The 24,202-nt window shown below is 68.5% G+C and carries 20 protein-coding genes; 8 read left to right on the top strand and 12 right to left on the bottom strand.

Annotated features, from left to right (window positions below):
* Positions 1–235: 235 nt before the first annotated feature.
* A complete protein-coding gene (locus FHS74_RS09165) occupies positions 236–2,161 on the top strand; it encodes a phospholipase D-like domain-containing protein (protein ID WP_184799658.1) in 1,926 nt (641 codons plus the stop codon).
* On the opposite strand, the gene FHS74_RS09160 is transcribed toward FHS74_RS09165, so the two are convergent.
* The 3 genes from FHS74_RS09160 to FHS74_RS09150 form a co-directional block, all read right to left on the bottom strand.
* A complete protein-coding gene (locus FHS74_RS09160; protein WP_184799656.1) occupies positions 2,154–4,568 on the bottom strand; it encodes a hypothetical protein in 2,415 nt (804 codons plus the stop codon). The genes FHS74_RS09165 and FHS74_RS09160 overlap by 8 nt on opposite strands.
* The gene (locus FHS74_RS09155; protein ID WP_184799654.1) at positions 4,555–5,829 is read right to left on the bottom strand and encodes a DUF3142 domain-containing protein; all 1,275 of its coding nucleotides are present in this window, start codon (positions 5,827–5,829) and stop codon (positions 4,555–4,557) included. The genes FHS74_RS09160 and FHS74_RS09155 overlap by 14 nt, the downstream gene beginning before the upstream one ends.
* A gap of 97 nt (positions 5,830–5,926) precedes the next feature.
* Positions 5,927–6,865, bottom strand: coding sequence for a DMT family transporter (locus FHS74_RS09150; protein ID WP_184799652.1), 939 nt, complete (start codon positions 6,863–6,865; stop codon positions 5,927–5,929).
* Between the two features lie 95 nt (positions 6,866–6,960).
* Between FHS74_RS09150 and FHS74_RS09145 the strand changes: the two genes are divergently transcribed.
* The 6 genes from FHS74_RS09145 (at position 6,961) to mltG (ending at position 12,926) form a co-directional block, all read left to right on the top strand.
* Positions 6,961–7,941, top strand: a complete 981-nt coding sequence (locus tag FHS74_RS09145) for a LysR family transcriptional regulator (RefSeq protein ID WP_184799650.1) — start codon at positions 6,961–6,963, stop codon at positions 7,939–7,941.
* Between the two features lie 328 nt (positions 7,942–8,269).
* Positions 8,270–9,208 carry an ACP S-malonyltransferase gene (gene fabD, locus FHS74_RS09140; RefSeq protein WP_184799648.1) on the top strand — a complete coding sequence of 313 codons (939 nt, stop codon included), beginning with the start codon at positions 8,270–8,272 and terminating at the stop codon, positions 9,206–9,208.
* A 35-nt stretch (positions 9,209–9,243) separates the two neighbouring features.
* Complete coding sequence (gene fabG / locus FHS74_RS09135) at positions 9,244–9,981, top strand: 3-oxoacyl-[acyl-carrier-protein] reductase (protein ID WP_184799646.1); 738 nt, start codon at positions 9,244–9,246, stop codon at positions 9,979–9,981.
* A gap of 239 nt (positions 9,982–10,220) precedes the next feature.
* Entirely contained in the window at positions 10,221–10,457 is a 237-nt protein-coding gene (locus FHS74_RS09130) for an acyl carrier protein (RefSeq protein WP_004272228.1), read from the top strand.
* Positions 10,458–10,623: 166 nt separating this feature from the next.
* Entirely contained in the window at positions 10,624–11,895 is a 1,272-nt protein-coding gene (gene fabF, locus FHS74_RS09125; protein ID WP_184799644.1) for a beta-ketoacyl-ACP synthase II, read from the top strand.
* On the top strand, positions 11,892–12,926 hold the full coding sequence (mltG, locus tag FHS74_RS09120; RefSeq protein ID WP_184799642.1) for an endolytic transglycosylase MltG: 1,035 nt from the start codon (positions 11,892–11,894) through the stop codon (positions 12,924–12,926). Before fabF ends, mltG begins: the two co-directional genes overlap by 4 nt.
* A 24-nt stretch (positions 12,927–12,950) precedes the next feature.
* Here the strand turns inward: mltG and FHS74_RS09115 are convergent, their stop codons facing one another.
* The 9 genes from FHS74_RS09115 to FHS74_RS09075 form a co-directional block, all read right to left on the bottom strand.
* Complete coding sequence (locus FHS74_RS09115) at positions 12,951–14,009, bottom strand: HPP family protein (protein ID WP_184799640.1); 1,059 nt, start codon at positions 14,007–14,009, stop codon at positions 12,951–12,953.
* A gap of 227 nt (positions 14,010–14,236) precedes the next feature.
* Positions 14,237–14,593 (bottom strand): hypothetical protein, encoded by a 357-nt coding sequence (locus tag FHS74_RS09110; protein WP_184799638.1) that lies wholly within the window; start codon positions 14,591–14,593, stop codon positions 14,237–14,239.
* Positions 14,594–14,634: 41 nt separating this feature from the next.
* On the bottom strand, positions 14,635–16,164 hold the full coding sequence (locus FHS74_RS09105) for a SulP family inorganic anion transporter (protein ID WP_184799636.1): 1,530 nt from the start codon (positions 16,162–16,164) through the stop codon (positions 14,635–14,637).
* A 12-nt stretch (positions 16,165–16,176) separates the two neighbouring features.
* Entirely contained in the window at positions 16,177–16,893 is a 717-nt protein-coding gene (locus tag FHS74_RS09100; protein WP_184799635.1) for a carbonic anhydrase, read from the bottom strand.
* Between the two features lie 170 nt (positions 16,894–17,063).
* Positions 17,064–18,413, bottom strand: a complete 1,350-nt coding sequence (locus FHS74_RS09095) for an ATP-binding protein (RefSeq protein ID WP_184799633.1) — start codon at positions 18,411–18,413, stop codon at positions 17,064–17,066.
* Positions 18,410–19,135: a response regulator transcription factor gene (locus tag FHS74_RS09090; protein WP_184799631.1), complete on the bottom strand. Its 726-nt coding sequence runs from the start codon at positions 19,133–19,135 to the stop codon at positions 18,410–18,412. The genes FHS74_RS09095 and FHS74_RS09090 overlap by 4 nt, the downstream gene beginning before the upstream one ends.
* Before the next feature lie 93 nt (positions 19,136–19,228).
* Complete coding sequence (locus FHS74_RS09085; RefSeq protein WP_184799629.1) at positions 19,229–20,515, bottom strand: hypothetical protein; 1,287 nt, start codon at positions 20,513–20,515, stop codon at positions 19,229–19,231.
* A 156-nt stretch (positions 20,516–20,671) separates the two neighbouring features.
* The gene (locus FHS74_RS09080) at positions 20,672–21,118 is read right to left on the bottom strand and encodes a DNA polymerase III subunit chi (protein ID WP_184799627.1); all 447 of its coding nucleotides are present in this window, start codon (positions 21,116–21,118) and stop codon (positions 20,672–20,674) included.
* A gap of 119 nt (positions 21,119–21,237) precedes the next feature.
* Positions 21,238–22,731 (bottom strand): leucyl aminopeptidase, encoded by a 1,494-nt coding sequence (locus FHS74_RS09075; protein WP_184799625.1) that lies wholly within the window; start codon positions 22,729–22,731, stop codon positions 21,238–21,240.
* Between the two features lie 325 nt (positions 22,732–23,056).
* Between FHS74_RS09075 and lptF the strand changes: the two genes are divergently transcribed.
* Entirely contained in the window at positions 23,057–24,199 is a 1,143-nt protein-coding gene (gene lptF / locus FHS74_RS09070) for an LPS export ABC transporter permease LptF (RefSeq protein ID WP_184799622.1), read from the top strand.
* Positions 24,200–24,202 lie beyond the last annotated feature (3 nt).

Genomic DNA, 24,202 nt, shown 5'->3' with positions numbered 1-24,202 from the left:
GCCGCAGACTATCCCGCCCGCGCCGCGTCCGTCACCCGGAAACCCGCCCAAAGCGTCAAAGGTTGCCGCAGGCCCCGCCCGTGCGCTCACAGGTCGGTGGGCGATAGGCGTCGCGGTCACAGGGATGGCGAGGGACTTCACCCAAGGACGTACGTCGACAGGAATGCACGCTGTGGTGGTGACCGTCATATCCCAGGCACACCATGGCCCCTCCCCGTCATGATGGAGGTGGCTCATGTCTCAGGTTCCCGCGCGCGCCTGGTGCAACAATGAAGTGGCCTACCTGGCGTGGCGCCCCGTAAGCCGCATCGACGGCCTGCTGGGTTTCATGATCACCCGCGTGCATGAGGACGGCGAACGCCGCCTGCTGCCCACCTGGGTGGCGTTCACGGACCAATCCAACCCCAACTGGCAACAACAGGACAGCAGTGTCTGGCCCATTCAGAAATTCTCCTGGCGCGACCTGACCCTGCGGCGCAGCCGCGACAGCCTGTCGGTGCGTCAGCCCTTCACCTGCCATTACGAGATCATCCCGGTGGGCTACGCCGCGCCGGGGCGGGAGGCGGTGGCCGGCTGGATCAAGCGGACGGAAACCTTCAGCAGCGCCCAGCCCGGCGCCTACACCGGCACGCCCCTACCCCTGTTCATCTGCGGCGACGCGGTGGAGACCAACGCCATCACCGTCACCTGGACCTATGGCGACTTCACCGCTGTCTTCACCAACGGCATCCTGTCCACCCAGAACCTGCGCCAGCAACTGCACACCCCCGCCGGCCAGGCGCCCAGCAAGGGCTATGTGTTGGATCAGGTGCGGCAACCGGGCAACGCCATCCGTACCTTCCTGACCGGCGACGTGCTGCCCACCCTGACCGATTTCCTGGGCCAGGTGAGGCCGGATGACAGGGTCTATGCCGCCCTCTATGAGCTGTCGGACCAGGAACTGCTGGCCGGTCTGAGCGGTCTTGGTGACCGGCTGCGCCTGATCCTGTCGACGGCGGGTGAGGGGACGAAAACCAACCCCGCCTGGGACCGCACCAACCAGGCGGCACGCCAGGCCCTGCACGGCACGGCGGGCGAGGTCATCGACCGGCTGTTCAACAACAGCGCCCATATCGGCCATAACAAGTTCCTGGTGCGCACCGACGCGAACGACACACCGCTGGCCTTGCTGACCGGCAGCACCAACTGGACGCCCACCGGCCTGTGCACCCAGTCCAACAACACCATCCTCACCCAGGATGCCGATCTGGCGCGGGCCTACCTGGACTATTGGAAGCGGCTGAAGACCGACACGGCCAGCTTTCCGGTGCAGGCGGACACCGGCGCCCCCAACCACAATGTCCAGCAAAAGCCCCTGCGCCGGGCGGGTGGCCATGCCTATCCGGATGCCGGCGCCAACCCCCGCGTCTGGTGCGCGCCCACCACACAGGCCACCACCAAGACCGCGGCCACGCCTCCGGACCTGGCCGACGTGTTCCAACTGATGGACCGGGCGCAGCATGCCATCCTGTTCCTGACCTTCTACCCCTCCGTCGAAGGCAAGCAGAGCATCATCGAGGCGGCGGTGGACCTGGGCAAGCAACGCCCCGACCTGATGGTCATGGGCGCCGTCAGCAGCCCGCAGGCCCTGCCCATCGAGGGGGGCGCCGGCGGCGGTGATGGCGCGGGCGACGACACGGATGCCCAGGGCACCAGGATCCCCAAGCCGTCCGTCTATGCGCCCAAGGACGCGCCGCAGGTGCTGGTGGTGCGCGCCGCCGCCATCGACACGCCAACGGGCGATCTGCAGCCCGAGCTGCTGACCGCCGGCGCCGCCATCATCCACGACAAGATCGTGGTGATCGACCCCTTCTCCCCCGACTGCGTCGTCATCACCGGCAGCCATAACCTGGGCTACAAGGCTTCATACGCCAACGATGACAATTTGCTGATCATCCAGGGCAACCAGCCGCTGGCTCAGGCCTATGCCGTCCATGTCCTGGACGTTTATGAGCACTATCGCCAGCGCGCCATCCTGGAAGAGCGGGAGCGGGACGCCCTGCTGCAGGGCCAGCCGGCCCCCGGCACCCCGCAGGGGGGCTTCCTCTCCACCAACGACCATTGGCAGGACGGCTATCTGTCGGGGGCCAAGGGCAAGGAACTGTCCTACTTCCTCAGCTGACGGGACGCCGGCGGCGGACCAGCAGCAGGGTGGTTCCGGCCACCAGCACGGCCAGGACCGCTGCGCCAGCCACCACCGCCTTGCGATGGTTCTGACGCACCCAGGTGTGGACGTGGCGCGCCGGCGCCTGCCACCATTCCTTGGCGGCGGCGTCGAAGTCCGGCGCCGGGCAGGCGTGGCCGAAATGGGTGGCCCAAGGGACCAGTGGACCGGTGGCGACATAGCGCTGGTACAGCGCCCTGATCCGCCCCTCCGACTGGCGGTTCTGCGCCAGGATGGGCCCCCAATAGGGATCGCTGGCGTAGTGGGCGGGGTCCAGATAGCGGACGTCGGCCAGCGTGCTCTGAACATAGGTCACGGCCCAGCATAGGGAGGCGGCGTAGGCTTGGCTGGTATGTGGCAACTGGTCGGCGGCATGTTCCGCCGCGTCCGCCGCCAGGTGGCGGTAATGGAAGCGGAAATCGGGTTGCAGGGCGCTGTCGGCGAAGCGCTTGCGCTCCCCATCCGTGACGAAGGTGGCGCCGGTGGGCGGCAGGTTGGCTTGGCCGATCCCGACATTGTAAGCGCCTTTCAAGGCGGCCTCGTCCGGCGCACCCTCGGTTCCCATGATCTCCATGCCGCGGCCACGGGCCAAGGTCGAGGCCTGGAACCAGGCGCGGGCGCGGCTTGCGGGCCACCAGGCGCCGCCGGCGTCGTTCAAGGCGTCCATGTAAGCGCGGGCGTCCTTGGCCACCGCCGGGTCATGGTAGTAAGCCAGCGCCTCCTTCCCCCGTCCGGCCCGCATCAGTCGGCGGGCAAGCAGACTGCGCAGGGCCAGGGGCGCCCCCTGGTAGCGCAGGCGGTCGACCGACTCGTCATACTTGTAGCCCACACCCATGGTGTCCAGCAGGGTGTTGGGCCATTGGGTGTTGTCGACCTTCTGTGCCCAGCCGGCGGCGACGCTGGCCGGAATCTTGGCGTCGACATAGGCCTTCAGCTCATCGACGGTCAGCACCCGTTCCGCGATGTGCACCACGTCGCCCCAATAGGTGGCGGCGACGGGCATCAGCAGGTCCAGCGCCACCACATACTCGCCCCGCGCCAGGGCCACGGTGCCGCCTTCGCCGATCAGGCGGTTGCGTTCGGCCGCCGTCATGGTGTTCCCCTGGGGCCCGTCGCCAGTGGCCGGGAAGGCGGCGGCGGCTTCGGCATAAAGCTTGGCCGCCTGCGCCAGGTCGCCCTTCCGTAAGGCCAGCTTGGCCTGGACCCAACTGGCCAGCGGCCCCGGCTTCATCGCCGCCAGGCGGGCCGCCAGTTCATAGTCGCCCTTGCGATAGGCCAGGGCGGCCAGCTGATCAGCGGCGGCCGGCGCGGGCCCGCCGGTTTCCCCAATATGGGCCTCCATCAACGCCGTGGTCAGCGCCGCCAGATGCGGGTCTGCCGGGGGCGTCGGGTCCATGCCCCGGTAAGGCCGCCAGCTGGGCGTGTCCGTCTCGAACGCCAGGACATGGGCGGCCAGTAGGCGCTGCACCAGCGGATCGGTTATGGCCGCCTTCAACGGTGCCGGATTCTCCAGCAAATAGACGGCGATGAGGTAAAGCGATTCGACACCATGATAGGAGTCATGGGCGGCTTGCTGGGCATACAGGTTTACCGCCTGGGCCAGGGCATTGGTATCGAAGGGGCCGATCGCGCGTATCTGGACGGCCTCCGTCGGAGCGACGCGCGCCGGTGTGTCGTCATCCGCCGCCTCTTGAACCGTCAGCCCGGCTTGCGTCAGGCGCACACGCGCCTCCTCCCCCAGGCTGGCCACGCCCAGGCCCAGGGGATCGGGGGCGCCGGCCTGGGCCAGGGCGCGGGCCTTGGCGAAGAAGGCGGCGGCCGAATCCGCCAGGTCGCGCCGCACCGCCACCCGCCCCAGCATGTAGGCGGCCCAGACGGCGCGGCTGGCGCTGTCGGCCGCCGGCAGGTCCAGCACCGACTGGAAGCGGGCGGCGGCCTGGTCCAGCCGGCCAGTCTGGTAATCCACGGCGGCGGCGGTGTAGAGGCGCACGGCGGCCGGCAGCTTTTCCCCCAGGGCGTAGGCCTTGTCGCCATCGCCGGCCGCGCGCATGGCGGCGATCAGGAGCGGTGCGTCGGGCGCCAGGCCGGCCGTTTCCGCGTCGGTGCGTAGCATGGCCCGGGTGTCATCGGTCGCCCTCCTGTTCTCCACCGCCTTCAACCGGTCGGCGGGCGCGGCCACCAGGTGCGTCGCTTCCCAGGCGAAGGGATTGGCTGGCGTTTCGGCCAGCGTCACCTCGCGGCGGTCCAGCAGCTGCCAGGGAAAATCCGGGCCGCAGGCGATGGCGACGCTGGCGGCACCGGCCAGCAACAAGACGGACAGGGCGAGGGCGGGGCGCCCCAAGGGGGCGTGGTCACGGGCGGACATGGATCACCGGAGGCGAGGGGGAATCGGAGCAACGCAGCCAGCCCACCACCCGGCGCGCACCGGGGGGCAGCAGGCCGGGGGTTTGGCGCGCCAGGCGGGACGCCAGAGGGTCACGGGCATAGCCGTTGGCGCCGTCGCCCAAGGGGCAGGCGGCGGGCAAGTCCAGGCCGGCCGGCAGATCGGCGTCAGCATCGCCGTCGTTGGCCAGCGTCAGCGTGTACAGGGCGGGCGTGGCCGTGGCCTCCGCCATCGCCGTCAGGCGGCCCGTCGGCGTTCCGCCGCGCGCCACAATGGCCCATGTCGCCAGCGACCAGGCGCGGCGGTCGTCCGCCGTGGGCAGGCGGAACCAGGCGATGCCCTTGAGGTTGGCGGGTGCCTGGAGGCGCAGGGTCTTCAGGAAGTTGGCCACGTCCGCCGGCCGGGCCATCAGTTCGCGGGCATGCGCCCCACCGGCCAGCAGCGGCGCCTCCCCCTCCACCGTCGCCAGGCTGTCGTCCGCGTTCCAACTGACCCGCGCGCCGTAGTCGGGCAGGGCGACGCGGAACGGGGTGGGGAAGCGTTCGGCCCAGGCGGCGACCCACCGCGCGGCCTGGGCGGGGTTGAACAGCCCATCCGTGGGGGCGGCGACGGCATGGACCTGCAACACCACCTCGTCTGGTATCGCCACGACGTCATTCAGGCCATGGGCGGGCAGGGCGGGCGCGTTCAGCCAGGTGGGCAGGGCGGTGATGGACAGGTGGATGTCGCCCGCTTCCTGGCGCAACCCCGTCCGCAGCGCCGCCAGGAAGCGGGCATAGAAAGGCAGGCGGGCGGTGGGGCAATCATGGTCGATCTCCAGCCCGGCCACCGCGACTCCGGCCTGTCGCCAGCGCCGCAGCGGCGCCAGCGCCGTTTCCACCAGGGCCGCCGGCTCCGCGTCGCTCAGCCGGCCATCGATGCGCACCACCAGGGTGACGGGTCGGCCGGCCAGGTGCGCCCGCACCGATTCCAGGCGCCCGTCGTTCAGCAGCACCGGGGCCGTCCGCCCGTCCGGCGCCACCTCCGCCGCCAGCACCCGCCACGCGGCCACATCCGGGGCCGCCTGGTCCATGGCCAGGCCCAGGGCCGGGGTCCAGGCGCGCTGCCAGACATAGACGTCGTTGGGCAAAAGAGGTGGCGCCGTCCCGCCTCCCGGACGGGGCGGGAGCAACGCCGCCGTGGCGGCGCCGGCGCACGTCAGCACAAGGATGGCCAGGAGGATCCGGGGCCGGGGAAGCGACATGAGGACTTTAAGGGCGGCGGAGCGGACGGAACGGTCGCAGTCTACCGTCCCGGCCGCTCCGCCGGTAGAAAATCCCCCTACCCTGGAAGGGATAGGCTCAGCGCTTCAGGTTGACGACGGCGACGCCGCCCAGCGCCATCACGCCACCGATGACGCCCAGAAGGGTCGGCACCTCTCCCAGCCAGAGATAGCCCAGCAGCATGGCCAGCGGCGGGGCGCTGTAGAGGAAGTTGCTGGCGCGGGCGGCGGGCAGGCGGGACAACACGACGGTCCAGGTGGCGTAGGCGACCAGGCTGGGCATGACACCCAGGTACAGGGCGGCCATCAGGCCGGGCAGGGGGGCGGCCTGGGCCTGGGCGTAGGCCCCGGGCAGCCAGGGGGACAGGGCCAGCGCGCCGATGACCATGTTGCCGGCCGACACGGTCAGGGCCTTGTGCCGGGCGAACAGGGGCTTTTGCACCACGGTGGTGACGGAGTTGCAGAGGGCGGCCCCCAACACCAGCACGGCGCCCCAGCCCAGGTGCAGGCCGGCGCCCATCGCCTCGTTCCCCATTGTCTCATTGAGCGCGATCAGGCCGATGCCGCTGAACGACACGGCGGTGCCGATCCATCCCCAGCGGCCGAATCGCTCCCCCAGCAGGAAGGAGGCCAGGACGGCGGTGATGATGGGATTGATGTTGATGATGAAGGCCGCCGCCCCGGCCGGCACCGTCCGCTCCCCCATGTTCAGCAGCGCGGTGTACAGCGCCACGAACAGCAGGCCGCCGGCGGCGAAGCGCCATAGCTCGTTGAGGCGGGGCAGGGCCGGGCGGATGAAGGCAAGGTAGAGGCCCGCGGGCACCGCCGCGATGGTGAACCGCGCCGCGCCCAGTTCCAGCGGGCCAAAGGCCTTGAGGCCGGCGCGGATGGCGGCGAAGGCGGAAGCCCAGATGATGACGGTCACCACCACGGCGAACGCGGTGGCGCCGTCCAGACGGGGCGCGCCCTTGGCGACGGCGGGGGAGGGGCAGGGAACGGTGAGCGGCGTGGCGGACATCGCGGACGATCCTGGAGTGAACGGAAAACACGAAACGCAGTACGCGCCGGGTGCAGCTGATTGACAATCGAACAAATCATCAGCCAACTGTGAGCATGGATCACAGCTCACAGCCCTTGCCGCCCCTGGACACGCTGCGCGCCTTCGAGGCGGCGGCGCGGACTGGCAGCTTTTCCGCCGCGGCGGAGGCGCTGAACCTCACCCACGGCGCCATCAGCCGCCAGATCGCCAAGCTGGAACAGTGGCTGGGCCTGCGGCTGTTCCACCGCCAGGCGCGCGGCGTGACCATGACGCCGGATGGCCAGCGCCTGTTCCAGCGCACCAGTGAAGCCTTCGCCCTCATCGCCGATACCTCCAACCGCTGGACGGAACCCCGGGGCACGGCCGTGGTGCGGCTGACCTCGCTGCCGTCGGTGTGCGGCCTGTGGCTCATGCCCCGGCTCGCTGGGTTGGAAGGTAGGGGGGGCGATCCGGGCGGGGCACTCCGAATCTTGCTGTCGGTCGACCATCGCGCGTTGGATTTGGCGGACGAGGGCATGGACTTGGCCATCCGCTGCGGCTGGGGCGCCCTGCCGGGCCGGGTATCGCTGAAGCTGTTCGAGGAATGGTGCTATCCCCTGGCCGCGCCCACGCTGGCGGCGCAGATCGGAGAGGGGGAACCGGAACGCCTGCTGGCCTTCCCGCTGATCCACGACTCCGACGCGTCGGGGTGGCGCACCTGGTTCGCCGCCCATGGCCTGGACTATCGCCCCCGGCCGCAGGATCGGCGCTTCGAAGACTACAACCTGGTGCTGGACGCCTGCGTCTGCGGCCTGGGCGTGGCGCTGGCCCGGCCGCCCCTGGTCCAATCCACGCTGCGGAACGGCGGGGTGGTGCCGGTGGATCCGCGCACCGTGCTGAACCCCACCAGCTATTGGCTGGACCGCCCGCCGGGGCGCATGCGCGCCGCCGCGGTGGATCTGGCGCGTCGGATCGCGGCGGAGGCGGATGTGGCGCCGTCGGCGCTGGACGGCTTCCTCGACGCGGAGACGCCGCAGGGCCATGGCCGGCCTTTCATCCCCTGGACGGCGGCCTAAGCAGGTTACTCCAGATCGGGCCACACCTGGCCCGGCCTGGAGTAACCTGCCGACTCTATGGTTCAGCAGATTTCCGAGCCCGCCCATGGGGGGGGCGGAGTTCGGAAAGTCTGCTTGGCGGCCCTGAAAGCCAGGCGCAGCCCACGTCACCCCTGCACCATGCCGCGCAATGACGATTGACAGATTGATTGCAGGCGGTATGCATGGCGCGACTTGCGATGCCGACTTCAGGCCCGTGACGGTAATCGTCATGACCGGCCCCCGGTTGGGGAACCGGGGGTTGGGGATGGGGCATCGCGCCTGAATTGAGCTTCCAGGGTATCTGCACATGATTCGCGCTTTCGTGTTTCCCGGCCAGGGCAGCCAGGCTGTGGGTATGGGCCGGGATTTGGCCGACGCCTTCGCCACCGCCCGCGATGTCTTCGGCGAGGTGGACGAGGCGCTGAAGCAGAAGCTGTCGGCCCTGATGTTCGAGGGACCGCTGGATGAGCTGACCCTGACGGAAAACGCCCAGCCGGCCCTGATGGCGGTGTCCGTGGCCGTGGCCCGCGTGCTGGAAAAGGACGGCGGGCTGGATCTGGCCAAGGCCGCCCGCTTCGTCGCCGGGCATTCGCTGGGTGAATACTCCGCGCTGTGCGCCGCCGGTGCCTTGACGCTGGCCGACACCGCCCGGCTGCTGAAGCTGCGTGGGCAGAGCATGCAGCGCGCCGTGCCGGTGGGCGTGGGTGCCATGGCCGCCATCATCGGCGCGGATTTCGAGGCCGCCCGGGGTATCGCCGCCGACGCCGCCCAGGGGGAGGTCTGCACCGCCGCCAACGACAACGCGCCGGGCCAGGTGGTCATCAGCGGCCACAAGACGGCGGTGGAACGCGCCATCGCCATCGCGGCGGAGCGTGGCTTCAAGCGCGCCGTGCTGCTGCCGGTGTCCGCCCCCTTCCATTGCCCGCTGATGCAGCCGGCCGCCGACGCCATGGCCGAGGCGTTGGCCGGAACCACGATCCAGACGCCGCGCGTGCCGCTGGTCGCCAACGTCATCGCCAGCACCGTCACCGACCCCGCCGAGATCCGCCGCCTGCTGGTGGAGCAGGTCACCGGTTCCGTCCGCTGGCGGGAGAGCGTGCTGTTCATGAAGGAACAGGGCGTGGACCAGTTGGTGGAGCTGGGCGCCGGCAAGGTGCTGGCCGGCATGGCCAAGCGCATCGACAAGGAATTGACGGCCGTGTCACTGGGCCTGCCCGCCGACATCGACGCCTTCCTGAAGGCCTGAACGGACACCTTTTTCGGAACGATAGGGGACACCCCATGTTCGATTTGACCGGCAAGACCGCGCTCGTCACCGGCGCCTCCGGCGGCATCGGCGCCGCCATCGCCCGCACCCTGCACCAGGCCGGCGCCACCGTGGCCCTATCCGGCACCAAGGTCGAGGCCCTGGAGGCCCTGGCCGCCGAGCTGGGCGACCGCGCCGTGGTCGTGCCCGCCAACCTGTCCGACCCGGCGGCCGTCGAGGCCCTGGCCAAGGACGCGGAGGCCAAGCTGGGCCAGGTGGACATCCTGGTGAACAACGCCGGGCTGACCCGCGATGGCCTGATCCTGCGCATGAAGGATGAGGATTGGGCGTCGGTCATCGACGTCAACCTGACGGCGGCTTTCCGCCTGTCGCGCGCCCTGGTGAAGGGCATGATGAAGCGCCGCTGGGGCCGCATCATCGGCATCACCTCCATCGTCGGCGTCACCGGCAACCCGGGCCAGGTCAATTACGCCGCCAGCAAGGCCGGCATGATCGGCATGACCAAGGCCTTGGCTGCCGAGGTCGCGTCGCGCAACATCACCGCCAACTGCGTGGCCCCCGGTTTCATCGCGACGGCGATGACCGACGTGCTGGCCGACGCGCAAAAGGAAAAGCTGACCGCCGGCGTGCCGGCCGGTCGCCTGGGCACGCCGGACGAAATCGCGTCCGCCGTGCTCTATCTGGCCTCTACCGAGGCCGGCTACGTCACCGGCCAGACGCTGCACGTCAACGGCGGCATGGCCATGATCTGATCGGCATCAAAAGGGTCTTGGGGGTTGCCCTTTCGGGGGCGGCCCCCAACGTATCGACGGGCGCCCGGCACCTATGGACATCCAATGTCCTGCGGGCGCTAGGCAAGATAGCCCACCTGTGGTATCTGACGGCACTTTTCCAAAGGATGGGCGCTCGAATTCGTCCTGCCGGACGTGCCACGCCGATCAGACAAGTCAGTAAACAACCCCAACTGTGGAAATTCGGGAAGGTATAGGAAATGAGCGACATCGCCGAACGGGTTAAGAAGATCGTCGTCGAGCACCTGGGTGTGGAAGAGGGCAAGGTCACTGACACCGCCAGCTTCATCGACGATCTGGGTGCCGACAGCCTCGACACCGTCGAACTCGTCATGGCCTTCGAGGAAGAGTTCGGGATCGAGATCCCGGACGACGCGGCGGAGAAGATCCTGACCGTGAAGGACGCCATCGACTTCATTTCCAGCAAGCAGGGCTGATCCCCGCTTTCCCGGGACTTCGGGCGCGGCACCGCCACCTTGGCCGGTGTCGCGCCCGGAACCGGAAAAGATCTTGTTGGTTATCAGGGCCTGAGGAGGGTGGAACCTCCAGTTCATTCCCGATTCAGGACCTTTCTTTTTCTGGAACTAAGTACAGGTCTGCCCCATGCGTCGCGTCGTCATCACCGGTCTCGGGTTGGTCACTCCTCTGGGAACGGGCGTTGAGCACACGTGGAAACGGCTGCTCGATGCCCAGTCGGGCATCCGCGCCATCGACACTTTCGATGTGTCGGATCTGCCCGCCAAGATCGGCGGCATGGTTCCCCGGGGCGACGGCACCAACGGCACCTTCAATGCTGATGAGTTCGTGCCGCCCAAGGACCAGAAAAAGATGGACGACTTCATCGTCTACGGCGTCGCCGCGGCGGCCCAGGCGGTGAAGGACAGCGGTTGGGTGCCGCAGACGGAAGAGGATCGTGAGCGCACGGGCGTCATGATCGGTTCCGGCATCGGTGGCCTGTCCGCCATCTACGAGACGTCGCTGCTGCTGGCCGAAAAGGGCCCGCGCCGTATTTCCCCGTTCTTCATCCCGTCGGCCCTGATCAACCTGGTCTCCGGCCATGTGTCGATCATCCACGGCTTCAAGGGCCCGAACCACTCGGCCGTCACCGCCTGTTCCACCGGCGCGCACGCCATCGGCGACGCCGCCCGGCTGATCATGTGGGAAGATGCCGACGTGATGATCGCCGGCGGTGCCGAGGCCGCGATCAACCGCCTGGGCATGGCCGGCTTCGCCGCCGCCCGCGCGCTGTCCACCGGCTACAACGAAACCCCGGAAAAGGCCTCACGGCCCTATGACCAGGGCCGCGACGGCTTCGTCATGGGCGAAGGCGCCGGCGTGGTCGTGCTGGAAGAGCTGGAGCACGCCAAGGCCCGTGGCGCCAAGATTTATGCCGAGGTCGTGGGCTACGGCCTGTCTGGCGACGCCCACCACATCACCGCTCCGGCCGATGACGGCAACGGCGGCTACCGCTCCATGGCCATGGCCCTGAAGCGCGCCGGCATGACCCCGGCGGACATCGACTACGTCAACGCCCATGGCACCTCCACGCCGCTGGGCGACCTGATCGAGCTGGGGGCTGTGAAGCGCCTGTTCGGCGACGCCTTGCAGACGGCCTCCATGTCGTCCACCAAGTCGGCCACCGGCCACCTGTTGGGGGCGGCGGGCGCCATCGAGGCCATCTTCTCCGTCCTCGCCATCCGGGACCAGGAAGTGCCGCCCACCCTGAACCTGGACACGCCGTCGGACGAATGCGCCGGTGTTGACCTCGTGCCCAACAAGTCCAAGAAGCGCCGTGTTCGCGCCGCGCTGTCGAACTCCTTCGGGTTCGGCGGCACCAACGCGTCCCTGATCTTCAAGGAATACGCCGGCTCGTGACCCCGAAGGTTCCGGCCCCGGTTCCCCCGACACGTCCATCCCTGGGCCGCCGCCTTCTGTGGGCGGCGGCCTTGGTGATTCTGGTCTCCGCCGCCCTGGCCTGGGTGGGGTATCACCGCTACGTCGATGCCGGGCCACTGGCGCAGGACACCACCCTGGTGGTGGGCAGGGATGGCGGCCTGCAACGCGTGGCCCAGACCCTGGCCGACGCCGGGGTGATCCGCGGCGCCCTGGATTTCGTCGCCGCCGTGCGCCTGACCGAGTCCGAACAGGTCATCAAGGCCGGCGAATACGCCTTTCCCGCCCATATCTCCCTGAAGGACACGGTTGCCTTGCTGCGCAGCGGCAAGACGGTGGTCCACCGCCTGACGGTGCCCGAGGGGTTGACCTCGGCCCAGATCATGGCCCTGATCAATGCCGACCCCGCACTTTCCGGCGCGCCACTGCCCACGCAAGGCCCCGAACGGCCCGCCGATGGCAGCCTGCTGCCCGCGACCTATAACTTCGCCCTGGGCGACGACCGGGCGCTGATGGTGGAACGCATGCGGGCGGAGATGCGCCGGACGGTGGCCAGGATCTGGGCCGGCCGTGCCGAGGGCGTGGCCCTGAAGTCGCCGGAAGACATGGTCACCTTGGCCTCCCTGGTGGAGAAGGAGACAGGCGTTCCGGCGGAACGGCCACACATCGCCGCCGTGTTCTACAACCGCCTGCGCCTGGGCATGCGCCTGCAGTCCGACCCGACGGTCATCTACATCCTGACCGATGGCGCCGGCCCCCTCGGCCGGCCGCTGACCCATGCGGATCTGGCGGTCGATTCGCCCTACAACACGTATAAGGTGACGGGCCTGCCCGCCGGCCCCATCGCCAACCCGGGCCGTGAGGCCCTGCGCGCCGTGGCCAACCCCATGGCCAGCGACGACCTTTACTTCGTCGCCGACGGCAGCGGCGGCCACGCCTTCGCCGCGACGCTCGATGCCCATAACCGCAACGTTGCCAATTGGCGCGACCTGCGGGAGAAGGCGCAGCGCTAAGGGTTCGGGCCGCAGCGGGGGCTGTCACCCCGCCAGCGCCACCGGCTCATTCCCATAGAGCGCCGACAACAGGTCGGCGGTGGTGATCATGCCGACCAGGCGACCCGCCTCGTCCACCACCATGGCCTCGTGCGCGCCGCTGGTCATGGCGGGCAGGATGTTGACCACCGGCGTGCCGACCAGGGCCGTCACCGCCGGCTGGACCAGGCGCCGGATGCCATGCCGGCCCTGGATGCTCGCGGGTTGGCTGGGGATGACGCCCAGCAGGCGTCCCTTCTCATCCGTCACCGGCACCGTGCGCAGGTGATAGTCGGCCATCAGGCCGCGCACGGTGGCCACCGTATCCTCCGGCCCCACCGCCGCCGGCACCTTACGTTGGATGGCGCCACAGCGGATGTCGCCATGGCGGCGCTGATAGGCCCGTGCCTCGACCTGGCGGAAAACGGCGTCCAGATCGTCGCGGTCCACGTCCAGCTGGTCCCCGTAGTGGGCCAGCACCTGGTTCAGATCCTCGATGGTGTAGCCGGCGCTGTTGCGCGCCGCCGGTTGGGGCTGGGCGGGGGCGGTATGGGGATAGCGATGCCGGGTCAAGTTGTTGAAAACCAGCCCCATGGCGACCAGCAGGGCGGTGTTCACCGCCACGGGTGCCAGGACGAAGCCGAAGCCCGCCGCCTGGATGGCCGGTCCGCCCAGCACCGCCGTCAACGCCACGGCCCCGCCTGGCGGGTGCAGGCAGCGCAACAGCGACATGGCGACGATGGCGAGGGCCACGGCGGCGGCGCCAGCCAGCGCCAGATCGGGGATCAGCCTGGCGCACAGCACCCCGGCAAGGCCGGAAACGACATTCCCGCCCAGCACGGCCCAAGGCTGCGCCAGCGGTGTGGCGGGGGCGGCGAACACCAGCACGCTGGATGCGCCGATGGGCGCCACCAGATAGGGCAGGCCGGCAGTGCCGCCCAGCCACCAGCGGCTGATCAACGTGGTCAGCAGAAGACCCAGCAGGGCGCCCGCGAAAACGCGCGCCCGTTCAAGCGGCACCAGTCCGGGCTGGGTCGGGCGGAAGGAACGCAGATAGGGATGCATGGGGCGGCCAAGCGGCGATTGCGTGGTAAAAAATGTAAATCATATCCATCTTATGCGCCTTCATATCATGAAGCGAACCGTTCGGGATGAAAAAAGCCCATCCCCCGGGGGACGAGGGATGGGCACCAGCGGACGGGAGGGTAGGGACCGGGTGGATGGGAGCCGCACCCGGGCAGTCAGACCGCCGCCGGATCTGAAGTCTCTGAAGGGAAGAAGCGGAGGCCGCTTTAGTTCAGTGGTGTCTGGGCATGGCTGACGGCGGAGGCCAGCTGGGCGACGCAATGGCGATGATCGCTGCCCCCCGGGGTGTGGCCCATCTCGGCACAGGCGCGGGCCTCCGGCACTGGCTGCTGGGCGGCGGCGGCCTGGGTCTTCAGGCTTTCGACGCAGGCGGCATAGTCGACATTGGCGGGCGCGAGGCCCAGGGTGTCGCGGCAGACGCGGCGGGCGGCGTCGGTCTGGGCGGCCGTCACGGTGATGGCGGGGATCTGGGCCGTGCCGGCGGCGTGGGCCGCCGCCACCGGCACGGTCAGGGCGACCAACAGGGGAAGGGCGGCCAGGGCCTTGGACAGGGATGTGCGCATGTTTTTCCTCCTTGCGACGATAATGATGGGATGTGGGGCGATCAGCCGGGACTGAACTGCAGTTTGGCGGCCAGTTCCTGGTGGCGGACGACGTCACCGTCGTCGATCACCACCCGCTCGCCCTGGGCCCGTCGACGGTCCAGCCAGCCGCCGATCAGCTCGGCGCAGGTGTGGTCGACGAACCAGAGCGAGCGCAGGCGCAAGGTCACGTGACGGGCTGGCGGCAGGCTTTCGAGCGCATGGGCAAGGCGGGGCAACTGCACCAGGCTGGCGGAGCCGGACAGCACCACCTCCCACTCGCCCGGGGCCTTCTCCCGGGTGATGACCAGCAGGCGCAAGCGGCGCACCTGGGGCAGCAGTTCGATCAGGCTCAGGCCCAGGCCGACCAACACGCCGGTCAACAGGTCGGTGGCGACCACGGTGATCAGCGTCGCGGCCCAGATGGCGGCCGGCAGGGCGCCGTACCGGTCGAACAGGTGCCGGGCATGGGTCACGCTGACCAGGCGATAGCCGGTGACCACCAGCACGCCGGCCAGGGCCGACATGGGGATGGCCCGCAACAGCCACGGTAGCAAGGCCACGGCGCCCAGGATCCACAGACCATGCAGGATGGTGGACAGCCGGGTGGCGCCGCCGGCCTGGACATTGGCGGAACTGCGGACGATGACGCCGGTCATGGGCAGGGCGCCAGCCAGGCCGCAGAGCAGGTTGCCCACGCCTTGGGCGGTCAGTTCCTTGTTGTAGTTGGTGCGCACGCCGTCGTGCATGCGGTCCACGGCCGCCGCCGACAGCAGGGTTTCGGCGCTGGCGATGAAGGCGATGGCCACCGCCATGATGATCAGCTTGGGCTCAAGCAGGCCGAAGCCGGTGGCGAAGTCAGGCGGCTGGATGGCGCCCCACAGGCTTTCCGGCACCGCCACCTTGGCGACGGGCAGGCTCAGCAGGGTGGCGGCCAAGGTGGCGACCGCCACGCCCACCAGGGCGCCCGGCACCAGGCGCAGGCGCTGGGGCCGCACCCATTCCCATACCAGCATGGTGGCGATGGTCAGGAGGCCGATGCCCAGCGCCGCCTCCGCCGCGTCGCCGTTGAAGGGGAAAAGACCGAGATAGGCGGCGGGCGCCGTCAGGATGTTGGCCAAGCCGCCGGCCTGGGGCTTGGCGTCCAGCATGACGTGAAGCTGGCCCGCCACGATGAGCACACCAATGCCGGCCAGCATGCCGTGCACCACGGCGGGGGAGATGGCGCGGAACCACTGCCCCAGCTTGAGCATGCCGGCCGCCATTTGGATCAGGCCGGCCAGGATCAGCACCGGCCCCAGCGCACCGATGCCGGCATCGCGGATCAGTTCGAAGACGATGACGGCAAGGCCGGCGGCGGGGCCGCTGACCTGCAAGGGCGACCCCGCCAGCAGACCCACGACAATGCCGCCGATGATGCCGGTGATCAGCCCTTTTTCCGGCGGGGCGCCCGAGGCGATGGCGATGCCCATGCACAAGGGCATCGCCACCAGGAAGACCACGATGGACGCGGGCAGATCGCGCGCCAGCGTGGCGGGTAAGAACCGCTGCATGGATCGCTATCCTTATTCGGCGGCGGTGACGGCGGCGGCGTGGTGCCCGCAGCAGGGGTCCGCCACGGCCCGGCGCAGGCCGCGCACGGCCACCTGCAGCGTCGTGTTGCGGTCGCCCACGGGCAGGAATTTGCCCGTCTCCCCGTCCAGGGCCAGGATGTGGCCCACTTCAAGGTCGAAGAACCAACCGTGCAGGTTCAACTGGCCCGATGCCAACTTGGCGGCGACGGAGGGGTGGCTGCGCAGATGGTTCAGCTGCGCCACCACATTCTCCATGGCCAGCACCCGGGCGGCCTCCGCGTCCGACAGCACGCTGTAGGCCTCACGCAGGACGTGACGGGCGCTTTCGGCGTGGCGCAGCCAGGCGGCCACGTTGGGCATGTCCTTCAGCGCCTCCGGCCTCAGCAGGGCCTTCATGGCGCCGCAGTCGGAATGGCCGCAGACGACGATGTCGACCACGCCCAGGCCGACCACGGCGTATTCGATGGCCGACGACACGCCGCCGTTGGCTTGGGTGAAGGGGGGCACGATGTTGCCGGCGTTGCGGCAGACGAACATTTCCCCCGGCCCGCTCTGGGTGATGATCTCCGGGACGACGCGACTGTCGGCGCAGGAGATCACCAGCGCCTTAGGCTGCTGGCCGTGATGGGCTAGGCGCTGATAGAGGGAGCGCTGCTCGGGGAAGACAACAGATCGGAAATGCGACACGCCGTCGATGATGCTGTCCATGATGGGAAGACCCTCGCGTTAGTCGATGATCCCCGGTCGGACGGCGCTGGGCGGGATCACCGCGAACCACCGTCCCCGTTGGGGGCCCTCAAGACGTAGCGCCCGAGTTTTTCCCAGGTACGTTTCGTTTATGACAAAGTGTGTCTGCCGACCTTTTGCGCCGGTTGATACTATTTCGGAATCGAAATGACTACTGTCAGCCCGCCCCCTGGCCGATTTTGAAGCGTGATGGTCCCACCCTCCCGCGCTACCGCCTGGCGGGCGATGGTCAGGCCCAAGCCCGTGCCGCCCGTGCCGCGGTTGCGGGATTCCTCCAGCCGGTGGAAGGGCTCGAACACCGCATCAAAATGCGCTTCCGGGATGCCGGGGCCGTCGTCGCTGACGCGGACGAGGGCGCTGGCGCCGGTGTCGCGCACCTCCACCCGGGCAGTGCCGCCATAGGCGATGGCGTTGTTGATGATGTTGGAGAACGCCCGGCGCATGCCCAGTGGCCGCACGTTCAGCGTCAGGCGCTCAGGCCCGTCGTAGCGCGCCACGTGGCCGGCGTCGGTGGCGTTGTCGACCAGGGTGGACAAGAGCGCCGGCAGGTCGGTGCGTCGCGGCTTCTCCGGGTCCTCCTCCCCACCCAGATAGTCCAGCAGGTCATTCACCATGGCCTCCATCTCATCCAGATCGCCGTCGAAGGCGGCCCGGTCCTCGGCGCTGGACAGGAAGCCCGCCCGCAGGCGCAGACGACCGATGGGGGTGCGCAGATCATGGGACACCGCGGCCAGCGCCTCCGTCCGGCTGGCGATCAGCCGGTCGATGCGGCGCTGCATGGCGTTGAAAGCCTGGGCCACCCGCCGAATTTCCTGGGGCCCGCGCGTGGGCACAAAGACCGGCGGGCCGTGGCCCACCGCGTCCGCCGCCTTCACCAGCATCTTCAGCGGGGCGGCCAGCGTCTGCACCAGGAACAGGGCCATCAGCAACACGCCGATGGACAGCAGCGCGATGGAGCCCAACTGGGCGTAGAGGACAGGAACGTAGGCGGGCAGATCGGTCGCGCCGAAGCGCAGGGCGCTGCCATCCGCCAGAAGCAGGTCGCCGTCGAACGCCTTGGATGGCGTTTGGGCGCCGGTGCGCAGGCGCAAATCCAGCCCCGCCAGCGCCGGCCTATGCTCGATCATCTCATGGCGCAGCAGCCAACTGGCGGGGTTGTCGCCCTGGTCGGCCCGCTGTGTCGGCGCGGGGACCCAGGTGAAGGTGAGGAAGGGGGAGGACAGGGAGTCGGCAACCGCCTCGCGGCGCTCAGGCTCGATGGCCGACAGGACGTGGCCCGCCGTTTCCACCTGCTCCGCGATGTGCCAGGTCTGGGTTTCGTCGCCATAGTCCTGTTCGGCCTGGACCAGGACGATGGCGTTGCCGATGACCGCCAGCAGCACGGCGCCGAACAACACCACACCCAGACGGCCGATCAGGCTGCGGGGCCACAGATGGGCCCAGCGGTGGGGCCATCTGTGGATAGCGGGGCCTCCGGTCATAGGATCGTGACATCGGCCGTGAAAATATAGCCCACGCCCCGCACGGTGCGGATCAGCCGGTTCTCGTCCCCCAGCTTGCGGCGCAGGCGGCTGACCAGCACGTCGATGCTGCGATCGTTCACCTCGCCCAGGCGCGCGCGCGACAGTTCCAGCAGGCGGTCACGGCCGATGACCCGCTGGCGGTTTTCCAGGAAGCTGACCAGCAGGTCATGTTCCGCCCCCGACAACTCCACCGCGACACCATCGGGATCGGTGAGCTCGCGGCGGCGGCGGTCAAGGCGCCAGCCGGCGAAGACCATCACATCCTGCGGGGCGCCGCCGATCGATCCGGCGGCGGTGCCGGTGTTGGCGGACCGGCGCAGCAGGGCGCGGATGCGGGCCAGCAGTTCCTTGGCGCGGAAGGGCTTGGGCACATAGTCGTCGGCCCCCATCTCCAGCCCCAGCACCATGTCGATCTCCTCGCCATGGGCGCTGACCATGATGATGGGTACCTGGCTCACGCGCCGCAGTTCGCGGCAGATGTCCAACCCGCTCTGGCCGGGCAGCATCACGTCCAGCAGCACAAGATCGTAGCTGCCCTGGCCCAGGGCGTCGGCCATCTCCCGGCCATCGCGGACACCCGTGGCCTCGAACCCGTTTTCCTTGAGCACACGCAAGATCAGGGTGCGCATCGCCGGATCGTCCTCGACCAGCAGGATGCGCGCGATGGATAGGCTGTTCATCGGCCTTAGATAAGAAAGCCCCGACACCTTTCCAGGGGGGCGGGGCTCATCCATGCTGCATATGCACAGTGGCGGTGATGGAGATGGCCCAGGCTACGCGCCGCACCAGTCGAAGCCTCTGGGCGACAACCGCTTTTGCAGATATCCGTCGCTTTCCCTCAGGTTCCACAGGTCTGTCTGCCCATCGGTATCCCAAGTCCAAAAGGCCCAGCCGGCGAAGCGCAGCGCGCAGGACTGGCGCAAGATTCCCCGTAGCGTGCCGTCGACCTGTCCGATTTCCTTGATCTCGCTCTTGAACGCGCCGGTTTCCGCCAGCAACACCGGCTTGCTGTCGCGGGCCGGGAGGTATTCCAGCGAGGCCAGCTGGTCATCCAGCGTGGCGCCCGCCGCGTGGGGATAGAGATGTATTTCCAGGAAGTCGGCCTTTGAGTCCTGGACGGCGGACAGGCGTAAGGGCTGGCGTGGATCACCCCATTGCGCATCGCGCTGGAAAACGCCGAGATAGCCAGAGCGAAAGACATCGCTGGGCGCAAAGACGCTGACTGTGAACAGCACGCCTGGGGCCGCCTGCTTGGCCAGCGTGACCACGCCGTCGATCCAACGCCGGGCGGCCGTATCCGCCAGGCGTTGGCGGCTGGCGGCGTCCGATAGCTCGACAAGGCTGCCATCCTCCGCGGTGTACCGGCCCGCCTCGCGGGAAAAAGGCAGATCCGTGGACTCGAACGCCAGTTCATTCCACAGATCCACACAGAAGACGGCGGACAGCAATCCAGGGTCGGCCGCGCGTATGGCGTCCAGGACATCGGCCATATAGCGGCCATAGGCGTGGATGAGACCCTGGCTCAGCAGCAACGCGTTGACCCCCGAGGTGTTCGCTCGATCCGGGTCGGGGAAGCCGTCCCGCGATACCAACATATAGTAGTTCGCCGGCAGCCATTGCCCCGTCGGCTCGACGTAAAGGCCGCTGTCCGCCGCCGCGCGAATGAAGTCTATGACGTTGGCCATATAGGCGCGGTTCAGTTCGACCGTCCCCGCCGGTCCGGAGATGCCGTCCGCATCCAGCCGTATGCGGACGAAATTGAATCCGCTGCGGGCGATCTCCGTCAGGCTCTCATGAATGACTGAGCGGTGGGACAGGTAATAGTCTGGGTTGAAGCTGATGTTCTTTTGGGTGGCAGGGGTCCCGGGTGAAACGACCACCCAGTTGACGCCTTGGGGAATGAAGGACTGGCCAGCCGTGGTGACGAACCGCGCATGGTTGTCAGCATCCGTCGCCACCATGATCGCGGGCAAGCCGGCCCGCGCCGGTCGGCACACCGCGAGCGACGCGCCACACACCAGCCCCACGATCGCCAGCCCCGTGATCGTACGACGCGCCATGCCCATGTCCAGCTCCGCTTCAATTCGCGCCGGCCACTCTTAGGGGCGTTCAACGCGTTGGGAACCTGAAACGCCGGCAGCGTTACAAAAATTAACCGATAGGAATCCCGACGGAGTGGTTGCGGGGGATAACGTTACTGCCGCGACTCCCCGCCTTTACGCCTTCTTTTCCCAGCCCTTGTCGGTCTGTTGCCAGTAGGTCAGGTCCAGCCCGGCGTCCTTGGCGGCCTTCCAGCGTTGGCGGGCGGCGGCCACGGCGTCGGGGTCGATGCCGTCGAAGATGTCGCAGACGCGGGTGTATTCGGTCATGCGCGCGCTGGTGGCGCCATCGATCAGGAACAACACCTGGGCCTCATTGGGCCGCTCGTCGGTGGCCGTCAGCCAGATGGGCTGGTCCGCCGCATGGCCGTCCTTGGCGGTGCCGTGGGGCAGGAAGCTGTCCGTGCGCCAGGTCCACAGGTGCTGGGCCAGCTGCTCCGACCGGTCCTCGACCGTCGACAGCACCACCGCCCGCCAACCGCGCGCCAGCGACCGTTCCAGCAGGTCGGGCAGGGTCTGTTCCAGGCTGCTGCGCTGCAGGTGGTAGAAGTTGACCTCGGTCATGGGGCATCCGACGCGAAAGGAAAGGGGCGGCCCGTCGCGCGGGCCGCCCCCGATCTTACCCTGACTGGGTGGACTGATGTCAGCCCCCAGTCAGCTCCCCTTGTCAGCCACTAGGGCCATCAGCCCTCATAGTGGTCGGCCACCAGCCGGTCCAGCAGGCGGACACCGTAGCCCGAGGCCCCCTTGGGCACGGTGGCGCCGTCCTTCTTGGCCCAGGCGGTGCCGGCGATGTCTAGGTGGGCCCACGGCACGTCGTTGACGAAGCGCTGCAGGAAGACCGCACCGATGATGCTGCCGGCCTTGCCGGGGCTGCCGATGTTCTTCATGTCGGCGACGTCGCAGTCGATGTCCTTGTCATAGGCGGCCCCCAGCGGCATGCGCCACAGGGTTTCACCCGTCTTCTGGCCGGCGTCGGTCAGGCGCTGGGCCAGTTCGTCATTGTTGGAGAACAGGCCGGCATGCTCATTGCCCAGCGACACGATGATGGCGCCGGTCAGCGTGGCCAGATCCACCATGAACTTGGGCTTGAAGGTCGCCTGGGTGTACCACAGGGCGTCTGCCAGGATCAGGCGGCCCTCCGCGTCGGTGTTCAGAACCTCGATGGTCTGGCCGGACATGGAGGTGACGACGTCGCCCGGGCGCTGGGCGTTGCCGTCCGGCATGTTCTCGGCCAGGGCCACCACGCCCACCACGTTGGCCTTGGCCTTGCGGCCGGCCAGCGCCGCCATCAGGCCGATGACAGCGCCTGAGCCCGCCATGTCCCACTTCATGTCTTCCATGCCGCCGGCCGGCTTGATCGAGATGCCGCCGGTGTCGAAGGTGACGCCCTTGCCGACGAAGGCCAGCGGAGCGTCGTTCTTGTCGCCACCATTCCAGCGCATGATGACCAGGCGCGGCGGGCGGGACGACCCCTGGCCCACGCCCAGCAGGGCGCCCATGCCCAGCTTGGCCATCTTCTTCTCGTCCAGAACCTCGACCTCGACGCCCAGGTCGGTCAGGGCCTGGCAGCGCTCGGCCAGGGTTTCCGGATAGATGACGTTCGGCGGCTCGGACACCACGTCGCGGGTGAGGAAGACGCCGTCGGCGACCTTCTCCAGCTTGCCGTAGGCCTTCTTGGCGGCGGCGTGTTCCGCCGTGGCCAGCGTCAGCTTCTTCAGCGTCGGCTTCTGGTCCTTAGGCTCCTTGGTCCTGTACTTGTCGAAACGGTAGGAGCGCAGGCGGGCGCCAAAGCCCACGTTGGCGGCGAAGGCGGCGACCGACAGCACCAGGCCGGCATGGTCGTCCAGCACCAGGGTGACGTCGGAGTCGCCGGCGCGGGCCAGGGCCGCCGCGACCGTGCCGCCCAGGGACTGGGCGCTGAGGTCGGTCACCTTCTCCGCCGGGCCGATGCCCACCAGCAGGACGCGCGAATACTCGGTGCCGGCGGGGGCCAGCACGGTCAGCGTCTCATCCGCCTTGCCGGTGTAGCGGCCCGCTTCCATGGCGCGGGCCAGCGCGCCGCCAGTCTTCTGGTCCAGTTCGGCGCCCAGGCTGCCCAGCCCGCGCCCCTGCGACACCGTGATGGCCAGCATGCCGGATTGCGGCAGGGCGGGTTGGGCGTACGCGATCTTCATCTTGCCTCTCTTGGTCGTCCCTTTGGACGGTGGCGCCCCTGGCGCCAAGCCCGTCCGGATGGCTTCGCCTTTATGGCGTTTGAACTCCTATACAGGATTTCTCAATGTTGTACGTCAACGCTGGAAATCCAGCCCCGATGTCCCTGGCGGTTGTTTCCAGAGACGGGAGTCGATAAGAACAGCCGTGCCATTGCCTGTTGGGCGGGGTCCGCACGGCTGCCCCGCTTCGGGGCCTGGGGCAAAGTGCCCTGGTTTCGCCAAAGTGTGGGACCCTATAGTGGCCCGGTCCGCCGGTGCGGTACCGCTTTTGGTGTTGTGGAGCACGATGAACCTGATCGGCCGGTATTTGTCGCGCAACCTCGTCGTGGCGATGGTTTTCATCACGGCCGGGTTGTCATCGACCATCTGGATGACGCAATCCCTGCGCCTGATCCAGCTCGTGGTCGAAGGCGGCGCGCCGATCAGCATGTTCCTGCGCCTGGCGTTCTCGACGCTGCCCACCTTCCTGGCGCTGGTCATGCCCTGGGGCGTGCTGATCGCGACCCTGTTCACCTATAACCGGCTGACGCTGGACAGCGAGTTGGTGGTGATGCGCGCCGCCGGTATGGGGCCGGTCACACTCGCCCGGCCCGCCCTGCAACTGTCCGCCGCCGTGCTGTTCCTCTGCCTGCTGTTGAACCTGTTCCTGGCGCCAGCGGCCCAGCGGGAGTTCGTGCGCCTGCGGGAGGAGATCCGGACCGACTATTCCTCGGTCCTGCTGCGTGAGGGCATGTTCAACGACGTGGGCGAGGGCAAGACCGTGTATGTCCGTCAGCGCGGGGCGGAGGGTATGCTGAGCGGCCTGATCATCTATGACGGCAGCAAGCCGCAGCATCCCGTCACCACCATCGCCGATCACGGCATCCTGGTTTCGGCCGAGGCCGGCCCCCGCGTCATCGTCTATGACGGTGTGCGCCAGGAATATGACCGTGATACCGGTCATGCCTCCAACCTGGAATTCAAACGCTACACCGTGGACCTCAAGGTGCTGAGCGCGGGGGAGGCGCCGCGCTGGCCCGACCCCCGCGAACGGCCCTTGAGCGACCTGCTGTTCGACACCGGCAACCCAACCGACACCCAATTGCGGCCCCGTTTGAATCAGGAACTGCATCAGCGCTTCGCGACACCCCTGCTGGCGCCAGCCTTCGCCATGATCGCCCTGACGGCGCTGATGTCGGGGGAATTTTCCCGCCGCGGCCAGGCCCGGCGCATCGCCTTGGCCGTCGTCTTCGGCATGCTGCTGCAGGCCATGATGCTGGGCATTTCCAACCTGGCGGTGAAGACCCAAGCCTTCAACGCCGTGATGTATCTGGTCGGCATCGGACCCGTCGTCGCCGGCTACTGGTATCTGCGGAACTGGCGCCGCTTCAGCCGGGCCAGGCCCGGGCACGCGGCCCCTCCGGGGCCCCTGGGCGGAAAGGCAGCCTGATCC

It is taken from the genome of Nitrospirillum iridis (assembly GCF_014205765.1).
Classification (GTDB): domain Bacteria; phylum Pseudomonadota; class Alphaproteobacteria; order Azospirillales; family Azospirillaceae; genus Nitrospirillum; species Nitrospirillum iridis.
Note: the sequence above shows the minus strand (reverse complement) of the source record. Positions and strands in the feature narration are given on the sequence as shown.

What these genes read in the sequence shown, in the direction of transcription:
- lptF (WP_184799622.1), top strand. Translation starts at nt 23,057, where the DNA reads ATGAACCTGATCGGCCGGTATTTGTCGCGCAACCTCGTCGTGGCGATG.
- FHS74_RS09100 (WP_184799635.1), bottom strand. Translation starts at nt 16,893, where the DNA reads ATGGACAGCATCATCGACGGCGTGTCGCATTTCCGATCTGTTGTCTTC.
- FHS74_RS09095 (WP_184799633.1), bottom strand. Translation starts at nt 18,413, where the DNA reads ATGACCGGAGGCCCCGCTATCCACAGATGGCCCCACCGCTGGGCCCAT.
- FHS74_RS09090 (WP_184799631.1), bottom strand. Translation starts at nt 19,135, where the DNA reads ATGAACAGCCTATCCATCGCGCGCATCCTGCTGGTCGAGGACGATCCG.
- FHS74_RS09080 (WP_184799627.1), bottom strand. Translation starts at nt 21,118, where the DNA reads ATGACCGAGGTCAACTTCTACCACCTGCAGCGCAGCAGCCTGGAACAG.
- FHS74_RS09130 (WP_004272228.1), top strand. Translation starts at nt 10,221, where the DNA reads ATGAGCGACATCGCCGAACGGGTTAAGAAGATCGTCGTCGAGCACCTG.
- FHS74_RS09115 (WP_184799640.1), bottom strand. Translation starts at nt 14,009, where the DNA reads ATGCATCCCTATCTGCGTTCCTTCCGCCCGACCCAGCCCGGACTGGTG.
- FHS74_RS09145 (WP_184799650.1), top strand. Translation starts at nt 6,961, where the DNA reads ATGGATCACAGCTCACAGCCCTTGCCGCCCCTGGACACGCTGCGCGCC.
- FHS74_RS09075 (WP_184799625.1), bottom strand. Translation starts at nt 22,731, where the DNA reads ATGAAGATCGCGTACGCCCAACCCGCCCTGCCGCAATCCGGCATGCTG.
- FHS74_RS09165 (WP_184799658.1), top strand. Translation starts at nt 236, where the DNA reads ATGTCTCAGGTTCCCGCGCGCGCCTGGTGCAACAATGAAGTGGCCTAC.
- FHS74_RS09160 (WP_184799656.1), bottom strand. Translation starts at nt 4,568, where the DNA reads ATGTCCGCCCGTGACCACGCCCCCTTGGGGCGCCCCGCCCTCGCCCTG.
- FHS74_RS09150 (WP_184799652.1), bottom strand. Translation starts at nt 6,865, where the DNA reads ATGTCCGCCACGCCGCTCACCGTTCCCTGCCCCTCCCCCGCCGTCGCC.
- fabG (WP_184799646.1), top strand. Translation starts at nt 9,244, where the DNA reads ATGTTCGATTTGACCGGCAAGACCGCGCTCGTCACCGGCGCCTCCGGC.
- fabF (WP_184799644.1), top strand. Translation starts at nt 10,624, where the DNA reads ATGCGTCGCGTCGTCATCACCGGTCTCGGGTTGGTCACTCCTCTGGGA.
- FHS74_RS09155 (WP_184799654.1), bottom strand. Translation starts at nt 5,829, where the DNA reads ATGTCGCTTCCCCGGCCCCGGATCCTCCTGGCCATCCTTGTGCTGACG.
- FHS74_RS09085 (WP_184799629.1), bottom strand. Translation starts at nt 20,515, where the DNA reads ATGGCGCGTCGTACGATCACGGGGCTGGCGATCGTGGGGCTGGTGTGT.
- FHS74_RS09105 (WP_184799636.1), bottom strand. Translation starts at nt 16,164, where the DNA reads ATGCAGCGGTTCTTACCCGCCACGCTGGCGCGCGATCTGCCCGCGTCC.
- fabD (WP_184799648.1), top strand. Translation starts at nt 8,270, where the DNA reads ATGATTCGCGCTTTCGTGTTTCCCGGCCAGGGCAGCCAGGCTGTGGGT.
- FHS74_RS09110 (WP_184799638.1), bottom strand. Translation starts at nt 14,593, where the DNA reads ATGCGCACATCCCTGTCCAAGGCCCTGGCCGCCCTTCCCCTGTTGGTC.